Source organism: Streptomyces sp. NPDC090108 (genome assembly GCF_044747185.1).
GTDB lineage: Bacteria > Actinomycetota > Actinomycetes > Streptomycetales > Streptomycetaceae > Streptomyces.
This window is the reverse complement of sequence record NZ_JBIVDQ010000001.1, coordinates 911,909-929,736: the sequence shown is the minus strand read 5'-3', so window position 1 is coordinate 929,736 and position 17,828 is coordinate 911,909. Positions and strand designations below refer to the sequence as shown.

General features: G+C 74.7%; 11 protein-coding genes and 1 riboswitch. Of the genes, 6 read left to right on the top strand and 5 right to left on the bottom strand.

Going from position 1 to position 17,828, the window contains the following annotated elements; all coding sequences use genetic code 11:
* Positions 1 to 67 precede the first annotated feature (67 nt).
* A complete protein-coding gene (locus ACIPRD_RS04055; protein WP_401559666.1) occupies positions 68 to 1,276 on the bottom strand; it encodes a C40 family peptidase in 1,209 nt (402 codons plus the stop codon).
* Positions 1,277 to 1,283: 7 nt separating this feature from the next.
* Positions 1,284 to 1,456, bottom strand: a riboswitch (cyclic di-AMP (ydaO/yuaA leader).
* Between the two features lie 261 nt (positions 1,457 to 1,717).
* Between ACIPRD_RS04055 and pcrA the strand changes: the two genes are divergently transcribed.
* Positions 1,718 to 4,216: a DNA helicase PcrA gene (gene pcrA / locus ACIPRD_RS04050; RefSeq protein ID WP_401559663.1), complete on the top strand. Its 2,499-nt coding sequence runs from the start codon at positions 1,718 to 1,720 to the stop codon at positions 4,214 to 4,216.
* A gap of 64 nt (positions 4,217 to 4,280) precedes the next feature.
* Here the strand turns inward: pcrA and ACIPRD_RS04045 are convergent, their stop codons facing one another.
* On the bottom strand, positions 4,281 to 5,918 hold the full coding sequence (locus tag ACIPRD_RS04045; protein ID WP_401559661.1) for a M23 family metallopeptidase: 1,638 nt from the start codon (positions 5,916 to 5,918) through the stop codon (positions 4,281 to 4,283).
* Between the two features lie 162 nt (positions 5,919 to 6,080).
* Entirely contained in the window at positions 6,081 to 6,932 is an 852-nt protein-coding gene (locus ACIPRD_RS04040) for an esterase/lipase family protein (RefSeq protein WP_401559659.1), read from the bottom strand.
* 226 nt (positions 6,933 to 7,158) lie between these two features.
* On the opposite strand from ACIPRD_RS04040, the gene ACIPRD_RS04035 reads away from it, so the two are divergent.
* Positions 7,159 to 7,581, top strand: coding sequence for a cobalamin B12-binding domain-containing protein (locus ACIPRD_RS04035; RefSeq protein ID WP_356400758.1), 423 nt, complete (start codon positions 7,159 to 7,161; stop codon positions 7,579 to 7,581).
* Positions 7,582 to 7,635: 54 nt separating this feature from the next.
* On the opposite strand, the gene ACIPRD_RS04030 is transcribed toward ACIPRD_RS04035, so the two are convergent.
* On the bottom strand, positions 7,636 to 9,366 hold the full coding sequence (locus tag ACIPRD_RS04030) for a DUF5691 domain-containing protein (protein ID WP_401559656.1): 1,731 nt from the start codon (positions 9,364 to 9,366) through the stop codon (positions 7,636 to 7,638).
* A gap of 122 nt (positions 9,367 to 9,488) precedes the next feature.
* On the bottom strand, positions 9,489 to 10,847 hold the full coding sequence (locus tag ACIPRD_RS04025; RefSeq protein WP_401559654.1) for an SWIM zinc finger family protein: 1,359 nt from the start codon (positions 10,845 to 10,847) through the stop codon (positions 9,489 to 9,491).
* 131 nt (positions 10,848 to 10,978) lie between these two features.
* Between ACIPRD_RS04025 and ACIPRD_RS04020 the strand changes: the two genes are divergently transcribed.
* The 4 genes from ACIPRD_RS04020 (at position 10,979) to ACIPRD_RS04005 (ending at position 17,089) form a co-directional block, all read left to right on the top strand.
* Positions 10,979 to 12,109 (top strand): AAA family ATPase, encoded by a 1,131-nt coding sequence (locus ACIPRD_RS04020; protein ID WP_401559651.1) that lies wholly within the window; start codon positions 10,979 to 10,981, stop codon positions 12,107 to 12,109.
* A complete protein-coding gene (locus ACIPRD_RS04015) occupies positions 12,106 to 14,670 on the top strand; it encodes a DUF5682 family protein (RefSeq protein WP_401559648.1) in 2,565 nt (854 codons plus the stop codon). The genes ACIPRD_RS04020 and ACIPRD_RS04015 overlap by 4 nt, the downstream gene beginning before the upstream one ends.
* Positions 14,667 to 15,959 (top strand): VWA domain-containing protein, encoded by a 1,293-nt coding sequence (locus tag ACIPRD_RS04010; RefSeq protein ID WP_401559645.1) that lies wholly within the window; start codon positions 14,667 to 14,669, stop codon positions 15,957 to 15,959. The genes ACIPRD_RS04015 and ACIPRD_RS04010 overlap by 4 nt, the downstream gene beginning before the upstream one ends.
* 146 nt (positions 15,960 to 16,105) lie before the next feature.
* Positions 16,106 to 17,089, top strand: coding sequence for a hypothetical protein (locus tag ACIPRD_RS04005; RefSeq protein ID WP_401559642.1), 984 nt, complete (start codon positions 16,106 to 16,108; stop codon positions 17,087 to 17,089).
* Positions 17,090 to 17,828 lie beyond the last annotated feature (739 nt).

Genomic DNA, 17,828 nt, shown 5'->3' with positions numbered 1-17,828 from the left:
GGGCCCGTGCCGGCCCGGCCGTGCAGGCCGGTGCCGGCACGGCCGACGGCCACGCCGGTCAGGCCGGTCAGGCCGGGCGTACGACGCTGTGGACGACCGTGCCGGGGTCGTACCGGACCGGGGCCTCCTGGACGTACTCGCCCGGACGCGGGGCGTGGATCATCATCCCGTCCCCCAGGCAGAGCCCCACGTGGCTGCCGTCGTCGTGGAGGAAGACCAGATCGCCCGCGCGGGCGTCGGCGACGGGGACCGGAGTGCCCGCGGCGGCCTGTTCGTGCAGGCCGCGCGGGATGGTGACGCCCGCGGCCTTCCAGGCGGCCTGGGTGAGACCGGAGCAGTCGTACGAGCCGGGCCCGCTCGCACCCCAGACGTACGGCTTGCCGATCTGGGCGCGCGCGAACGCGACCGCCTTCTCCGCCTTGGTCCACGCGGACGCGGGCGCGACGGCGGGGGGTACGGCTGCGGCGACGGCGGCGGGTTGAGCGGCGGGCTCCTGGGCGCTGTCCTGCCATGCGGTGGGGGGCGCCTGCTCCGGGCCGGCGGCCGTGAACCCGCTGAGCAGCCCGCGCGCGGAGAGGAGCTTGCGCTGGACGGCGTTCTTGGCGGCGCTCGGGTCGTACGCGGACGGGGCCGCCGTCTCCACGACGGGAGCGGCCGCCGGAGCCGCCGCCGGAGGCGCCATCGGCGCGTTCACCTGTGCGGTCGCCGCCGCTGCGGCCGGGCCGGCGTGCGGCTCCTGGACGGCCGGCGTGCCGGGAGCAGGATGCGGTGCGTACAGAGCCTGGGACACCTGAGGCGCCTGAGACATCTGAGGCACCTGCGATGCCTGAGGCACCTGTGATGCCTGCGGCGCCGGCGTGTTCCGCGCGTTCTCCTGCCGCTTGCGCACGGTGGAGGCCAGCCGGTCCATGAGGCGGCTCTGGTGGAAGTAGTCCTGGGGGTGGTCCTGCGGGCTCTCCTGCGCCGCGGGGCTCTCCTGCTGCGGGGAGTCGGTCCGGGCGCGCTGCCTGGCGCCCCACTCCCGTCCGCCGCGCTCCCGGGCGGGCCGGTCCTTGCCGTCCTCCTGGCGTTCGGACGCCGACTCCGCCCTGCGGTAGAAGTCGTCGATCTTCCTCTCGATCTCCTCCGCGCTCGGCCTGCCGTCGGCGGCGGCCGCGGCGGGCTCGGCCGTCTGGGACAGGACGGCCACGGAGGTGAGTGCCGCGGTGGCGAGGGCGGGGGCACGGAGACCGGTTCCGTTCGTGCCCGCGGGGTGCGGCTTGCGGTGCGACGCCAAGGGAGGCGACTCCTTCCAACGTGCCGCCTACCGGGTTAGCTGTCGGGTTCGGGCGGGTGGTTCGGAAGGGTTGCCCTACGGCCTTCTCCCAGCGGGATGTGGGCCGATTCACCCCAGATCGGTGTGGGTCCCCGGCTCCGGCTGCCCTGCGGGGCGTACGGGACTCGGCGGAGGCCGCGCGGCCCGGCGACGTTCGCCGGAAGGGGTCGTGCGGCCTGCTCGCAACTTAGCCAACTCGTGTGTCTCGTGTGAAGGTTGCTGTGCCATATGTCCGATACATTTTCGTGACCTGAGGGCGAGATCACATGCTCGTGACGGGATGATTCCGCAGGGTGAGGGGTACGCGGGCCCGCGCGGCGGGTTGATCAACTCTGCGCGGAACCGGCCATGTTCCCGGGGTGGCGGCCGGTTGTCGGTGCGGCGCCCTAGACTCGTAGAGCGATGAGCAGCCTCTTTGACGACAGCTTCCTGGCGGACCTCCAGGCCCCTCGCGGCCGCGACGAGGAACTCCCGCCGCCGCCCGAGGACGATCACGCTCCGGAGCCGCTTCCGGACGATCTGTTCGGCGGGAAGTTCGACCTGCCGCCGGACCGGGACGCCCACTACCGCGACGGCGCCCCGCGCCCCGCGCTCGACGCGGCGGCCCTCCTCGACGGGCTGAACGAGAACCAGCGTGCGGCGGTCGTCCACGCCGGCTCGCCCCTGCTCATCGTCGCCGGCGCCGGCTCGGGCAAGACCCGTGTGCTCACCCACCGCATCGCCCACCTGCTGGGCGAGCGGCATGTGCACCCGGGGCAGATCCTCGCGATCACCTTCACCAACAAGGCCGCGGGCGAGATGAAGGAGCGCGTCGAGCAGCTCGTCGGGCCGCGCGCGAACGCCATGTGGGTCATGACCTTCCACAGCGCGTGCGTGCGCATCCTGCGGCGCGAGTCGAAGCGGCTCGGCTTCACCTCGTCGTTCTCGATCTACGACGCCGCCGACAGCAAGCGCCTGATGGCCCTGGTCTGCCGCGACCTGGACCTCGACCCCAAGCGCTTCCCTCCGAAGGCCTTCAGCGCCAAGATCAGCAACCTGAAGAACGAGCTGATCGACGAGGAGGACTTCGCCACCCAGGCCGCCGACGGCTTCGAGAAGACCCTCGCCCAGGCCTACGCGCTCTACCAGTCGCGCCTGCGCGAGGCCAACGCGCTCGACTTCGACGACCTGATCATGACCACGGTCAACCTGCTGCGCGCCTTCCCGGACGTCGCCGAGCACTACCGCCGCCGCTTCCGCCACGTCCTGGTCGACGAGTACCAGGACACCAACCACGCCCAGTACGCCCTCGTGCGCGAACTGGTCGGCTCCGGCGTGCCCGCCGCCGGGGACAACGGGATGCCGCACGCCGAGGCGGACCTCCCGCCCGCCGAGCTGTGCGTCGTGGGTGACGCGGACCAGTCGATCTACGCCTTCCGCGGCGCGACCATCCGCAACATCCTTCAGTTCGAGGAGGACTACCCGAACGCGACGACGATCCTGCTGGAGCAGAACTACCGCTCCACGCAGACCATCCTCACCGCCGCCAACGCGGTCATCGAGCGCAACGAGTCCCGCCGCCCCAAGAACCTGTGGACCAACGCCGGACAGGGCGCGGGCATCACCGGCTACGTCGCCGACACCGAGCACGACGAGGCCCAGTTCGTGGCCGACGAGATAGACCGCCTCACGGACGCGGGCGACGCGAAGGCCGGGGACGTCGCCGTCTTCTACCGCACCAACGCCCAGTCCCGTGTCTTCGAAGAGGTCTTCATCCGCGTCGGCCTGCCCTACAAGGTCGTCGGCGGTGTCCGCTTCTATGAGCGCAAGGAGGTCCGGGACGTCCTGGCCTACCTGCGTGTCCTCGCCAACCCCGAGGACTCGGTCCCGCTGCGCCGCATCCTCAACGTCCCCAAGCGGGGCATCGGCGAGCGCGCCGAGGCGATGATCGACGCCCTCTCCCAGCGCGAGAGGATCAGCTTCCCGCAGGCGCTGAAGCGCGTCGACGAGGCGTACGGCATGGCCGCGCGCTCCACCAACGCGGTCAAGCGGTTCAACACGCTGATGGAGGACCTGCGCACGATCGTGGAGTCCGGCGCCGGACCCGCCACCGTCCTCGAAGCCGTCCTCGAACGCACCGGCTACCTGGCCGAGTTGCAGGCGTCCACCGACCCGCAGGACGAGACCCGCATCGAGAACCTCCAGGAACTCGCCGCCGTCGCGCTGGAGTTCGAGCAGGAGCGCGAGGAGAGCGAGGAACAGGGCACGCTCTCGGACTTCCTGGAGAAGGTGGCCCTGGTCGCCGACTCCGACCAGATCCCCGACGATGAGGACGGCGACGGCGTCATCACCCTGATGACCCTGCACACCGCCAAGGGCCTGGAGTTCCCGGTCGTCTTCCTGACCGGCATGGAGGACGGCGTCTTCCCGCACATGCGCTCCCTCAACCAGACCAAGGAGCTGGAGGAGGAGCGCCGCCTGGCCTACGTCGGCATCACCCGCGCGCGCGAGCGGCTCTACCTCACGCGGGCCGCGCTGCGCAGCGCGTGGGGCCAGCCGTCGTACAACCCGCCCTCCCGGTTCCTGGAGGAGATCCCGGCCACCCATCTGGAGTGGAAGCGGACGGGAGCGGTCGCGCCCAAGTCCTCCGGGTCCGTGTCCGGCATCGCGGCCTCGCTCTCCTCGTCCCGCTCCCGCTCCCGCTCGTCGGCGTCCGGGGCGTCCGGCTTCGCCACGCGGCGGACCTCGGAGAAGCCGGTGGCCTCCCTGGCCGTCGGTGACCGCGTCACCCACGACCAGTTCGGGCTCGGTACGGTCGTCGCGGTCGCGGGTGCGGAGGACAAGGCGCAGGCGACGATCGACTTCGGGGACGGCAAGCCGAAGCGTCTGCTGCTGCGCTACGCGCCGGTGCAGAAGCTGTAGCCAAAGCGCCCGGCCGGCACGGTTGCCCCCACCGGAGCGGTGGGGGCACGTCCCGTCGGGGGGATCAGGTCGGGTCGAGTCCGTGGCTGCGCAGCCACGGCAGCGGGTCCACCGCCGCGCCGCCCGCGGGACGCACCTCGAAGTGCAGGTGCGGGCCGGTGGAGTTGCCCGACTTCCCGGAGAAGGCGATCGGCTGGCCGGCCTTGACCGACGTGCCGGAGGAGACGCGGTAGCTCGAGAGGTGGCAGTACCAGGTCTCGGTGCCGTCCTTGGCCGTCAGGATCAGCATGTTGCCGTAGGCGTTGTTCCACTTCGTGGTGACGACGCCGTCGGTGGCCGCCATCACGGTGGTGCCGTAGGAGACGGGGAAGTCGATGCCCGTGTGCACGGACATCCAGTTCACACCCGCCTGGCCGAAGTAGGCGCTGAGCCCGTGCTGCGTCACCGGGAGCACGAACTTGGGGCGCAGCCGCTCCTTGAGCGCGGCCTCCGCGGCCGCCTTCCTCTTCTCCAGCGCCGCCTGCGTCCTGAGGTCGATGCGCTCCTGGGTGCGGCTCGCCCGGTCGGCGAAGTCGTCGGCGCCGGCGGAGAGGGTCTTGAGCTGGGTGTCCAGTTCGCTGTTGGCGACGGACGGCTCGACCGCGTGGGCGTCCGAGGCGGAGGCCGTGGTCTCCTTGTCGTCGCCGGACAGACCGCCGACGGAGGCGGCCGCGATCCCGGCGACCCCCATCACGCAGACCGAGGGCACCGCGACGGTCAGCAGCGCGGAGCGCTTGGCGGGCGTACGGCGCCGGGAGCGCGAGCGGGGCTCCGGGACGAATTCCTCCTGGTCGTCCAGCAGGTCGGGTACGACGGGCAGTTCACCCGTGGCTCCCCACTCGCCGTCCTCGCCCGGTACGTCGTTCGCCTCGGGCGACGGATCCGTGCCGTGCGCGTCGGCCCCGTCGGGTGCGAGGTCCGCGCCGTGTATGCCCGCGGCACCGTGCTCGTCGTACTCCGCGTAGGAGTTGCCGTCCTCGTACGGCACGCCGGTCGCGGGGTCGGCGAGCTGCTCCTGCCCGGTGCCGGTGCCGCCGGAGTTCCAGTGCGTGGCGTCGTACGCGCCGGTGTCGAAGGTCTGCGTGCCCCAGTCCCACTGCTGGGCCGGATCGGCGACGGGGGCCTGCCCGGCCTGGAGCCAGGCGCCGCTGTCCCACTGCCCGCTGACGTCGTCGCCCGCGGCCTGCGGGGGGACGGTCCAGCCGGTGGTGTCGTAGGCGGCCGGGGCGTACGCGGTCTGGTCGTAGGCGGTCTGGTGCGGGGCCGCGTAGGGGTCGTAGCCCGCGACATGACCGGTGCCGGTCTGCCACTGCGTGGAGTCGTAGCCGCCGGCGGTCTGCTCGCCGCCCGGGAGTCCGCCGTAGTGCGCGTCGGTGCCGTAGGCGCCGGCCGCGAAACCGGTGGTGTCGTAACCGGTGGTGTCGTAACCGCCGTACGAGGTGAGGTCGCCGTAGTCGGCTTCCTGTGCAGCGTAAGGGGCGTAGTGCGTGGAGGCGTCGGAAGCCGGAGCCGGGGTGGTCAGGGTCCCCGACGGGTGACGGTCGTTCACCAACTTCTCTTTCGCCTCGACAACAGGGGCTGCCAGAGCAGTGCGGCGACTGTACCCGGCGGTATGCGGGCACGACAATCTTCTGCCGGTTTCGCGTGCGCGGGAAACGGGCATTCGGCTGTGTTTCGGGGGAGGGCGGGCGCGAGCTTGGCCCTGTGTTCGATGAGCGTTCGAGATCGGGTGACGCTGCGTCACCGTCGAGCGGGCCCCGCGGCACGGCCTGCCACGTCCTCCGGGTGTCCCGCCGTGCCTCCCGGGTCCGCTTCAGGGTCTCCCTCAGGCCACCGTGAGACCGCCGACGAGCCGCTCCCCGGGGTGCGGCTCGTCCAGCGCCTCCCGTATCCCGGCCGCCACCGCGGGGTGCACGGGCAGCGCGAGGTGGCCGATCCCGCTGACCCGCACGTTGCGCGCGTCCAGGTCGGGGTGGTCGACGCACGCCGCTTCCAGCGGGTCCATCACGGAGTCCAGGTCGCTCCAGAAGCTGACGAAACGCGTCCGGCAGCCCGGCGCGGGCCGGGTCAGTTCCTCCAGCAGTGGCGAGCCGGGCCGCATCTGCCGGACGATCGGGTGGGCGTTGGCCAGCGGGACCGCCCGGGTCCCCGCGTGCGGGGTGCCCAGCGTGACGAGGGTGCGTACCCGCAGGTCGCCGCCGAGGCACTGGGCGTAGTAGCGGGCGATCAGACCGCCGAGGCTGTGTCCCACGATGTCCACCCGGTCGCTGCCGGTGCGCGCGCAGATCTCCTCCACGTGCCGGCCCAGCAGTTCGGCCGCGGTGCGTATGTCGCAGGTCAACGGAGAGTAGTTGAGCGACACGACGCGATCGCGGCCGTGCTGCGCGAGGCTGCGGCGCAGCAGGACGAACACCGAGCGGTTGTCGATGAAGCCGTGCAGCAGGACCACGGGCGGGCCGGGTGGCACGGGAAGCCGGGCGGTGCCCTCCTCGTCCGGGCGCGCGGACGGGCGGCGCTCCTGGGTGAGGCCGGTCGGGTACAGCAGCAGGTGTCCGGCCAGGATCGCGGCCTCCAGCGCGGTGGCCTTCACCAGCGTCACGGACAGAGAGGCGAGACTGCCGGGCCACAGGCGCCGGCAGATCGGGAGGAAGAGTGGCAGTACCCCGGTGACCTTCATTGGCCGACCTCCTGTCGGCGCGCGGGAGGCGGCTCTGTCTCCCGCGTGCCCTCATGTCCCACCGTGTGATTTCCCCCTCGCCGCGCACCGTAAAACTGCCGGTTGCGGGATGCTGGAGATAACGTTCGTTCACTTCGCGACAGGTGGCGGAACGTGCCAGGTGTGCGGTACTTGTCGGTACGGACGAAAAGCAGTCGCTTTCCGTGCTCGCTTGATGGAGGCAGTGATGGGTGTGGCAGCCGGTCCGATCCGCGTGGTGGTGGCCAAGCCGGGGCTCGACGGTCACGATCGCGGGGCCAAGGTCATCGCGCGGGCGCTGCGCGACGCCGGTATGGAGGTCATCTACACCGGGCTGCACCAGACGCCCGAGCAGATCGTCGACACCGCGATCCAGGAGGACGCCGACGCGATCGGTCTCTCGATCCTCTCGGGCGCCCACAACACCCTCTTCGCGGCTGTCATCGAGCTCCTCAAGGAGCGGGAGGCCGAGGACATCCTCGTCTTCGGCGGTGGCATCATCCCGGAGGAGGACATCGCGCCGCTGAAGGAGAAGGGCGTCGCCGAGATCTTCACGCCGGGTGCGACCACCACGTCCATCGTGGAATGGGTCCGCGAGAACGTGCGTCAGCCGGCCTCTTCCGGCAGCTGAGCGGAGACCTCCGGCCGCCGGGCGGGGCGGGCCCCGGGCGGCGGCCGGCCGGGCTCACCCCTTCCCGGGGGAGCCGCCGGTGTCCGGAGGTATCAGTTCCCGGGCCATCGTGGCCCGGAGCCGCAGTGTGGTGACGAGCCGCTGGAAGGCCTCGGCCCAGTAGCCGCCCGCCCCCGGCGAGGCGCCCTCCCGCTCGTCGGGCACCGCCAGCAGGGCGTTCAGGCGAGTGGCCTCCGCCGGGTCCAGGCAGCGTTCGGCCAGCCCCATCACCCCGCTGAAGCTCCACGGGTAACTGCCCGCGTCCCGCGCGATGTTGAGCGCGTCGACGACCGCCCGCCCCAGCTCCGGCGGCCACGGCAGCGCGCACACGCCGAGCAGCTGGAACGCCTCGGACAGTCCGTGCGTGGCGATGAACCCCGCGACCCATGCGGCGCGTTCCTCCGGTGCCAGCGTGGCCAGCAGCTTCGCCCGCTCCGCGAGGGAGACCGAGCCGGGACCGCCGGCCTCCGGTGCGGACGGCGCGCCGAGCAGGGCCCGCGACCACTCGGCGTCCCACTGCCGCACCGCGGCCCGGCACCAGGCGGCGTGCAGCTCGTCCTGCCAGCCGTCCGCGACGGGCAGTTCCACGATCTGCCGCGGTGTCCGCCCGCCCAGCCGCTCCGGCCATGTGCCGAGGGGCGTCGCCTCCACCAGCCGGCCGAGCCACCAGGACCGCTCACCCCTGCCCGCCGGCGGCCTCGCCGGCACGCCGTCCCGCTCCATTCCGGCGTCGCATTCGAGGGGCGGCTCCACGGCGATCGTGGCGGTGGCGCCCGTGTGGTCCACGGCCACGCAGGAGGCCGCCCGCACCGCCATCCGCGCGCCGAGCGCCGATCCGGGGAGCGCGGACAGCAACTCGGCCGCCGCGGCACGGACGTTACGGCTGCGGTCGGCCAGCGCCGCCTCCAGGAAAGGCTCGTCCCGCGCGGAGAGGCCGGTGCGGAGCGAGTCGACGAACATCAGCCGGTCCTCGGCCCGCTCGGTCGCCCAGGTGGACGTCAGCAACTCCAGGGCGAGCGCGGCCGTACGGGAGCGGCGCAGCCGAGACAGCAGCGCGACCCGTTCGGCGAACAGGCCTTCCTGCCACAGCTGCCGGACCGCCTCGGCGTCCTCGGGGTCGGGCAGCGCCGTGCCACCGCCCGGCGCCGTCCGCCGGGCGAACCTCCAGTCCGGGTTCAGCCGCGCCAGCCACAGCCCGCGCGGTCCCGCGAACGCCAGCGCCGCGGGCCGCAGGTCCGTACGGCCCCGGGCCGCGTCCAGCAGCGCGGGCAGGCTCTGCGGAGGTGCCGCGTACCCATGAGCGTCGGCGGCGGCCAGCCACTGCGGCAGTAGTTCCATGAGATCGGGTGCGTTGCCCCGGCGCCCGCCGCCCGGACCGCCGGTGCGGTCGGCCAGCAGCAGGGTGAGCCTGCGCGCCGCCGCGGGGGGCAGCGCCGGACGCGGATCCGCCGGTGCGGGCTCCGGGCGCCGCACCGCCGGCCCGGCCCGCAGTCCGGCCCGGCGCCGTACGGTCGCCATGGCGGCGGTGTCCAGCAGGTGCGCGGGAGCCTCACGGCCGGGTGCCGTGGCCGGCGGGGGGCGCCGGTCGGTGCCCAGGAGCGCGGTGGTGACCAGGTCCTCCCAGGAGGGGAGTGCCCCGACGGCTCCGTGTCCGGCGCCGCCACCTGGACCGGTACCTGTGCCGGCGTCCGTACCGGTACCGGTTGCGGCGGTGGCGGCGACGGGCGGGGTTGAGGTGTCAGGCATCGAGGTCGCGCTCCCGTCCATGAGGTTCCCTTCCGTCCACGTGTCCCCGGTGTCCGCTCCGCCCCTGTGCCCCTGGTGTCCGCCCGCCGTTCCTCCCGGTGTTCCGCGGGCGGCCGCCGAGGTCAGCACAGCGTCACCGGGTCGCCCGCGGCCGCCGGCCACGCCGTCAGCGGGGTGAAGCCCCGGTGACCGCACTCGCCGAAGACCCGGACCGGGGCGCCGCCCGCGAGGGCGACCAGACGCCACAGGCCCGGGCGGGCGCCGGCGGCGGCGGTGAGGGGAAGGGCGGAGCCGGCCGCCGCGTCGGCCAGGTGCCAGGAGCCCGGGGCGTCGCCGGGCACGGGGACGACCGCCTCCAGGGTGACCGGCACCGACTCCAGCCACGGGTCCTCGCGCAGGGCCTCGCCGTACCGGGCGGCCGCCTGGACGGCCGTCAGGCCCGGCGGACGGTCCTGGACGGGGGCGGGCGGGGCGTACTGCTCGCCCAGGGCGGCCCGCAGGCCCGCGGTGCCCGGGAGCAGGGCGAGATCCGCGTCCAGGGCGAGGCCGACCGGGAGCGACAGATCGGGTGCGCGGCCCGCGGCGCCGTAGGAGAGAAGCAGGCGGGTGTGGCCCGACTCGACGCCGTGCAGCCAGATGCGACGGGTCGTCAGTCTCGGGTCGGCCGTGTCGTACTGGGCGAGGACCAGCCAGCGGTCGCGCACCGGCGGGCCGTCCGCCGGGGCGGGCAGGCCGAGCCGGGAGCGGACGGTGGCGGCGAGCGGACCGGGCAGCCGGTCGCGGTGCAGCCAGCCCTGGTCGAGGAGGTGCAGCAACGCGCACTCCTCCAGCAGGCGGGCCGGCCAGCCCGGCCCGGACGCCGGGATCGCCCCCAGTTCCCTGACCCGGGCGGCCAGACCGGGAGCCTGGGCGTCGACCATGCGGGCCGCCGTCTCCTCCCACAGCGCGTACCCCGTCTGTTCGGCCGAGGCCAGTCCGCCGCGCAGCAGGTCGCTCAGGCGCTGCTCCAGCTCGGTCGCGCCCGCGGTGACCCGACCCGCGCGCCGCTCCGCACGCCGTCGCGCGGCCTCCGGATCGGCGGGCGCGGCGGAACCCCCCGCGGCCGCCGCCTTCTTCGCCGCGGCGCCGCGTCTGCCCGCGAGCCACCGGCCGGCCCAGTCCGGCGGATCGGCCGCCACGGGCACCACGTCGTCCCCGGCCGCCCACAGCAGCAGCAGTCCGAGCGCGTGCTTGCACGGGAACTTACGGCTCGGACAACTGCACTTGTAGGCGGGCGCGGTGGCGTCCGCGAGGTCCACCACCGTCTGGTACGGCCTGCTTCCACTGCCCTTGCACAGCCCCCATACCGCCCCCTCCTCACCACTGCCCGCCCCGGACCACGGCCCGGCCGCCCCCAGTTTGCTTCCCGCTTTGCGCGACGCGGCGTCAGGCGCCAGTGCCAGCACCTGATCAGCGGACGGGCGCACCCCCTGCTGAGTCATGCGAACGACGGTAGACCTCCCCACTGACAATCGGCCGTGCGCCAACATCCGTGCAGGTCAGAGCGATTGTCAGTGGGGTGGTGCACCGTGGAGCCAGATGACCGCCGGCCGAGCTGGAGGGGGCCTCAGCCATGACTGTGTCCGTGGAACCGACGACCGCCGAACCGAACCCGAACCACCCGCCGCAGGCGTTGCGTCCGCACGCCGAACACGCCTTCGCGGACGAACTCGCCGCGCTGGCCGCCCAGGACGACCGCCCGCGCCCGGCCCGCTGGCGGCTGTCGCCGTGGGCGGTGGCGACGTATCTGCTCGGCGGGACCCTGCCGGACGGCACGGTGATCACACCCAAGTACGTCGGCCCGCGCCGTATCGTCGAGGTCGCCGTCACCACCCTCGCCACCGACCGCGCCCTGCTCCTGCTCGGCGTGCCGGGCACGGCCAAGACCTGGGTGTCGGAGCATCTCGCGGCCGCCGTGAGCGGTGACTCGACCCTGCTGGTGCAGGGCACCGCGGGGACCCCGGAGGAGGCCGTCCGCTACGGCTGGAACTACGCGCAACTCCTCGCGCACGGCCCCAGCCGCGACGCCCTCGTGCCCAGCCCCGTCATGCGTGCCATGGCCGAGGGGATGACCGCGCGCGTCGAGGAACTGACCCGTATCCCGGCCGACGTCCAGGACACACTGATCACGATCCTGTCCGAGAAGACCCTGCCGATACCGGAACTGGGCGAGGAGACGCAGGCCGTGCGCGGCTTCAACCTCATCGCCACCGCCAACGACCGCGACCGGGGGGTCAACGACCTCTCCAGCGCGCTGCGCCGCCGCTTCAACACCGTGGTGCTGCCGCTGCCCGCGAGCGCCGAGGCGGAGGTCGACATCGTCACGCGCCGCGTCGAGCAGCTCGGCCGCTCCCTGGACCTGCCGGCCGCGCCCGACGGCCTGGACGAGATCCGCCGGGTCGTCACCGTCTTCCGCGAGCTGCGCGACGGACTCACGGCGGACGGCCGGACGAAGCTCAAGTCGCCGAGCGGCACCCTGTCCACCGCCGAGGCGATCTCCGTCGTCACCAACGGGCTCGCTCTCGCCGCCCACTTCGGTGACGGCGTGCTGCGCGCCGGGGACGTCGCGGCCGGCCTCCTCGGCGCCGTCGTCCGGGACCCGGCGGCCGACCGGGTGATCTGGCAGGAGTACCTGGAGACCGTCGTCCGCGAGCGCGACGGCTGGACGGACTTCTACCGGGCCTGCCGGGAGGTGAGCGTGTGAGCGACGACTCCCCGCGGGCGTCGGCTCCCGGCTCCGGCCCCCTCCTGCTCGGCGTCCGGCACCACGGGCCCGGCTCCGCGCGGGCGGTGCGGGCCGCCCTGGAGGCCGCCCGGCCCGCTGCCGTCCTGATCGAGGGCCCGCCGGAGGCCGACCCGCTGGTCGCCCTGGCCGCCGACCCTGAGATGCGGCCCCCGGTCGCCCTGCTCGCGCACGCCGTCGACGAGCCCGGCCGCTGCGCGTTCTGGCCGTTCGCCGACTTCAGCCCCGAGTGGGTGGCGATCCGCTGGGCCCTCGACCACGAGGTCCCGGTCCGCTTCATCGACCTGCCCGCCGCGCACACGCTGGCGTGGGAGGGCGAAGAGGGCGCAGGGGGAGAAGAGGGAGACGCGGGGCAGGAGCGGCAGGGGGACGAGGAGGGGGCTGCCGGCGTAACCGGTACCGGACAGGGCGACGCGCCTGACGGCGGGTCCGGGGCCGCGGGGAGCCCGGGCGCCGGGGACGCCCTGCGCGTCGACCCGCTCGCCGTGCTCGCGCAGGCCGCCGGACACGACGACCCCGAGCGCTGGTGGGAGGACGTCGTGGAGCACCGGGGCGCGGGGGAGCGGGACCCCTTCGCTCCGTTCGCCGCGCTGGAGGAGGCGATGGGGGCCCTGCGCGAGCGGTACGGGGCCGGCGGCCGGCCACGCGACCTGGTGCGCGAGGCCCACATGCGGCTCCGGGTGCGCGCCGCGCGGCGGGAGTTCGGTGACGCCGTGGTCGTGGTCTGCGGGGCGTGGCACGTGCCCGCGCTGCGCGAGAAGGCCACCGTGACCGCGGACCGGGCGCTCCTCAAGGGGCTCCCCAAGGTCAAGGCCGAGCTGACCTGGGTGCCCTGGACGCACCGCAGACTCGCCCGGTCGAGTGGCTACGGCGCGGGGATCGACTCACCGGGCTGGTACGGCCATCTGTTCCGGGCGGCGGACCGGCCGGTCGAGCGGTGGCTGACCGAGGTGGCGCGGCTGCTGCGCGAGGAGGACCGGGTGGTCTCCTCCGCGCACGTCATCGAGGCGGTGCGGCTCGCGGAGACCCTGGCGGCCATGCGCGGACGGCCGCTGCCGGGCCTGACGGAGACCACCGACGCCGTGCGCGCGGTGATGTGCGACGGCTCCGACGTCCCGCTCTCCCTGGTGTACGACCGGCTGGTGGTCGGCGACGCGCTCGGGGAGGTGCCCGAGGCCGCGCCGGCGGTGCCGTTGCAGCGCGACCTGGCCCGGGAGCAGCGCAGGCTGCGGCTCAAGCCCGAGGCGCTGGAGCGGGAGCTGGACCTGGATCTGCGCAAGGACACCGACGCCGCCCGCGGCAGGCTGCTGCACCGGCTGCGGCTGCTGGGTGTCGGCTGGGGCGAACCCACGCGGTCACGGGCGGGTACGGGCACCTTCCGGGAGACGTGGCGGCTGTGCTGGGAGCCGGAGCTGTCGGTGCGGGTGGCCGAGGCGGGCGTGTGGGGGACGACCGTGCTCGCCGCTGCGACGGCCAGGGCCGAGGCGGAGGCGACCGGCGCGGCGGCCCTCGCCGACGTCACCGCGCTCGCCGAGCGGTGCCTGCTCGCCGGGCTGCCGGACGCGCTGCCCGCGGTGATGCGGGCGCTCGCCGACCGGGCCGCCCTGGACACGGACGTGGGGCACCTCGCCCAGGCGCTGCCCGCCCTGGTCCGCTCGCTGCGCTACGGCGACGTGCGCGGTACCGGCACCGAAGCGCTGGCCGGCGTCGCGGCGGGCCTCGCCGAGCGGATCTTCGTCGGACTGCCGCCCGCCTGCGCCCTGCTGGACGCGGACGCGGCGGCGCAGATGCGGGGTCATGTGGACGCCGTGCACACCGCCGTGAGCCTCCTGGCGGAGACCGTGCCCGGCCCGGCGTCCGGGAACGGGGGGCCGCTGGACGCGCCGGGCGCCGCGGACCTCGCTCCGTCGCCGGATGCGCAGGGCGCCGGGACCGGGGCGGGCGTGCCGGGGCGTGGGCATGACGGGCTGCGGGGGCGCTGGCGGTCGGTTCTGCGTGCGCTGTCGCTGCGGGACACCGTGCCCGGGGTCCTCAGGGGTCGGGCTGTACGGCTGCTGCTGGACGAGGGTGCGCTGGGTGCCGAGGAGGCGGCCCGGCTGATGGGGCTGGTGCTGTCGCCGGGGACCCCGCCCGCCGATGCCGCCGCCTGGATCGAGGGCTTCGCGGGGGACGGCGGCGGGATGCTGCTGGTGCACGACGAACGGCTGCTCGGCCTGGTCGACGCCTGGCTCACCGCGGTGCCCGCGACGGCCTTCACCGACGTCCTGCCGCTGCTCCGGCGCACCTTCGCCGACTACGAACCCGGGGTGCGCAGGACGCTCGGCGAGCTGGTGCGGCGGGGCCCGGGAGCCGGGACCGGCAGCGCGGCGGGCGACACCGGGCTGCCGGGCTTCGCGGCGGAACCGGACCATGAGCGCGCGGACGCGGTGCTGCCCGTCCTGCGGCTGCTGCTCGGCCTGGACGACGGGCCGGGAGAGCGGGAACCGATGGACGGCAACGGCCTGGTGGGAGTGGGAGCATGACGACGACGCCGAGGGCCGGGGACACCGGCACCACTGCTGACACCACTGCCGGCACCCTTGCCGGCGCCGCGGGCGGGAGCACGGGCGGGGACGGTGTCGGCACAACCGCCGACACCACCGCCGGTGACCCCGCGCACGAGCGCCTGCGGCGCTGGCGGCTGGTGCTCGGCGGGGACCAGGCGGACGGCACCGGATGCGTGCTGTCGGGCCGGGACGCGGCGATGGACGGAGCACTGGCCGCGCTGTACGGCCGGCGGGACAGGGGGGACGGCGGGGACAGGGGGCGTACGGGGAGGGAGCGTTCGGCGGGGCTCGGCGCGTCCGCGCCGTCCGTGGCCCGCTGGCTCGGGGACATCCGCGCCTACTTCCCCTCCTCCGTCGTCCAGGTCATGCAGCGTGACGCCATCGACCGGCTCGGGCTCGCCGCGCTGCTGCTGGAACCGGAGATGCTGGAGGCGGTGGAGGCCGACGTGCACCTGGTCGGCACGCTGCTCTCGCTCAGCAAGGCGATGCCGGAGACGGCGAAGGAGTCGGCGCGGGCGGTCGTACGCAAGGTGGTGGAGGACCTGGAGAAGCGGCTCGCCACGCGCACGCGGGCCACGCTCACCGGCGCGCTCGACCGCAGTGCCCGGATCAGCCGGCCGCGCCACCACGACATCGACTGGAACCGCACCGTCGCGGCCAACCTCAAGCACTACCTGCCCGAGTACGGCACGGTCGTACCGGAGCGGCTCGTCGGATACGGGCGGGCCGCGCGGTCGGTGAAGAAGGAGGTCGTCCTCTGCGTCGACCAGTCCGGTTCGATGGCGGCGTCCGTGGTCTACGCGTCCGTGTTCGGGGCGGTGCTCGCCTCCATGCGCTCGATCAGCACCCGTCTGGTCGTCTTCGACACGGCGGTCGTCGATCTCACCGACCAGCTGGACGACCCGGTCGACGTCCTCTTCGGCACCCAGCTGGGCGGCGGCACGGACATCAACCGGGCGCTGGCCTACTGCCAGTCGAGGATCACCCGGCCCGCCGAGACGGTCGTGGTGCTGATCAGCGACCTGTACGAGGGCGGTATACGCCACGAGATGCTCAAGCGGGTCGCGGCGATGAAGGCGTCCGGGGTGCAGTTCGTGACACTGCTCGCGCTGTCGGACGAGGGTGCGCCCGCGTACGACCGGGAGCACGCGGCCGCGCTCGCCGCGCTCGGGGCACCGGCGTTCGCCTGCACGCCGGACCTGTTCCCCGAGGTGATGGCGGCGGCGATCGAGAAGCGGCCGCTGCCGGTGCCGGACACGGTGTGACACCGAACGGAACCGCCAGGAAAGGGGCATGACGGTCCTTCGGGGCCTCGGGGGCTTGCGTGGACTCCGGCAGGGCGTGCGAGGATCATCGCCGCCCGCGCTGTGCCGCGGGCACCGTTCCGTCGTACGGGAGGATCCGTCCCCTCTTGGCCCTGTCAGCCGCCTTCCCCGGTACCGTCGTGCGCCTGCCGCGTACGGCGGCGGTGAGGCGTGCGCTGCACCTGGTCCTGCTGGTCGGCGGACTGTTCCTGCTCGCCGTGCTCGGCGGGGAGCGGGCGCACGCGGCCGAGGGCGCGCCCCCGGTCTCCGTCGCCTCCGCCGCCTCCGTGGTGCCGGTGACGTCCGGGGCGCCTGTGACCGCGCCGCGGCCGGTGACCGGCCATCCCGGTTCCGGGCACGCCGCCGCCTCCGGGCGGTCCGTCGTCGGTGGTGTGCTCGCGCCCGTCCGGCCGGTGACCGGACGGGTCGTGCAGTCCGTCCGGCCGGCTGCCGAGCGGGTCCTGGCTCCCGTACGGACCCTGCGGGACACCGCGTCGCGGGTGCTCGACGCGACCGGGGTGAAGGTGCGGCCGCCGTCACCTCTTCCCGGACCGGCGCTGCCGGGACTTCCCCGGGGGCCGGAGCCGTCGCGGCCGCCCGTACGGCCGCTGCCCGCGCCGGTCGTTCCCGGACCCGCGCGGGGGCACCAGGATCCGGCGACTCACGCCCAGCACCCCGCCCCGGCCCCGGCCGGCGGTCTCGGTACCGAGCGGCGTGACGCGGCGCGTGCCGGGGACGGTACGGCGGCGGCCGGTTCCGCGCCGGTACCCGCTCCGGCCCCCTACGGGCCGTTCCGGGCGCGGGCGTCGCACCGTCCGCTCGTCGCGGAGGCACTTGCCCACCCCCTCGTCCGCCGCGCCCACCGCACCGGTGCGTCCGCAGGCCTGCCCGGATGTCCCGGTTCCGGCGGGGACCCGGCCGGTGTGCCCGGCAAGCAGGCGGCCGACGGCGGCAGTTCCCGGCACGGTGACGCGCAGGCGCTGTCCCCGGCCGCGCGGGCGTCCGTTCGGCTCGTGTCCGCCGGCGCCGCGCGCGCCGACGCGACCCGCACCCGGGAACGGCACCGGGACATCCCCGTCTTCCCCGGCTGACCTCCTCCTCCGCACGCCTGCCCCGGCACCGGCACGCCTTCCGGCACCGGCGCGACACCGTGCGGCGCACCACGGCACCTGCGGCGAAGGCCGCGCTTCCACGCCGTGCACGCCGTCGCTCCGTGTACGCCGTGACGCTGTCACAGCTGTGACGCTGTGACGCTGCAATGCCGTGACGCCGTGCGCGCCGAGGCTCCGCATGCGCCGTGACGCCGTGGACGTCGTAGCCGCCGGGTACGCCGTGACGCCGCAGCCGCCGTGCGCGTCGTGGGAGTTCGCCCCAGGCCCCGATCGCCTCCACCGCTCTCCTCATGCCGTGGCACGAACGGCCCGTACCGCCCGTACCGCCCGAGCGCCCAGCCCTGACGCCCTCTCCGCCGCCCGGTCCACCGGACCACCCGTACGGCGTGGGGGACCCGCGGCAGGGCATCTGTCGGCAGAGCGCGGCCACGGCGCCCGATCAGTCGCGGCTCGAAGCCCGCGACACCCGGGCCCGCGGCACGACCCCGAGGCGCCGGGGGCGGGGCGCCCGGGCCGCGCGTGCCTGCGAAGAGCTCCGCGGGGAAGCCGGACCACGACGGCCGAACGCCGTCGGACCGTCCGGTCCGGCCCCCGCGGCGGGGGGGGGGGGCGCCCGGGGGGGGGGGGGGGCCGCCCCCCCCCCCCCGGCCGGGGGGGGGCCGGGGGGCGGCCCCCCGGGGCCCCCCCCCCCGGGTGGGCCCCCCCCACCATACGGTCG

Excerpts from the sequence above, each read along its gene's own strand:
- pcrA (WP_401559663.1), top strand. The coding sequence starts at position 1,718 with ATGAGCAGCCTCTTTGACGACAGCTTCCTGGCGGACCTCCAGGCCCCT.
- ACIPRD_RS04045 (WP_401559661.1), bottom strand. The coding sequence starts at position 5,918 with ATGCCCGTTTCCCGCGCACGCGAAACCGGCAGAAGATTGTCGTGCCCG.
- ACIPRD_RS04040 (WP_401559659.1), bottom strand. The coding sequence starts at position 6,932 with ATGAAGGTCACCGGGGTACTGCCACTCTTCCTCCCGATCTGCCGGCGC.
- ACIPRD_RS04035 (WP_356400758.1), top strand. The coding sequence starts at position 7,159 with ATGGGTGTGGCAGCCGGTCCGATCCGCGTGGTGGTGGCCAAGCCGGGG.
- ACIPRD_RS04030 (WP_401559656.1), bottom strand. The coding sequence starts at position 9,366 with ATGCCTGACACCTCAACCCCGCCCGTCGCCGCCACCGCCGCAACCGGT.
- ACIPRD_RS04025 (WP_401559654.1), bottom strand. The coding sequence starts at position 10,847 with ATGACTCAGCAGGGGGTGCGCCCGTCCGCTGATCAGGTGCTGGCACTG.
- ACIPRD_RS04020 (WP_401559651.1), top strand. The coding sequence starts at position 10,979 with ATGACTGTGTCCGTGGAACCGACGACCGCCGAACCGAACCCGAACCAC.
- ACIPRD_RS04010 (WP_401559645.1), top strand. The coding sequence starts at position 14,667 with ATGACGACGACGCCGAGGGCCGGGGACACCGGCACCACTGCTGACACC.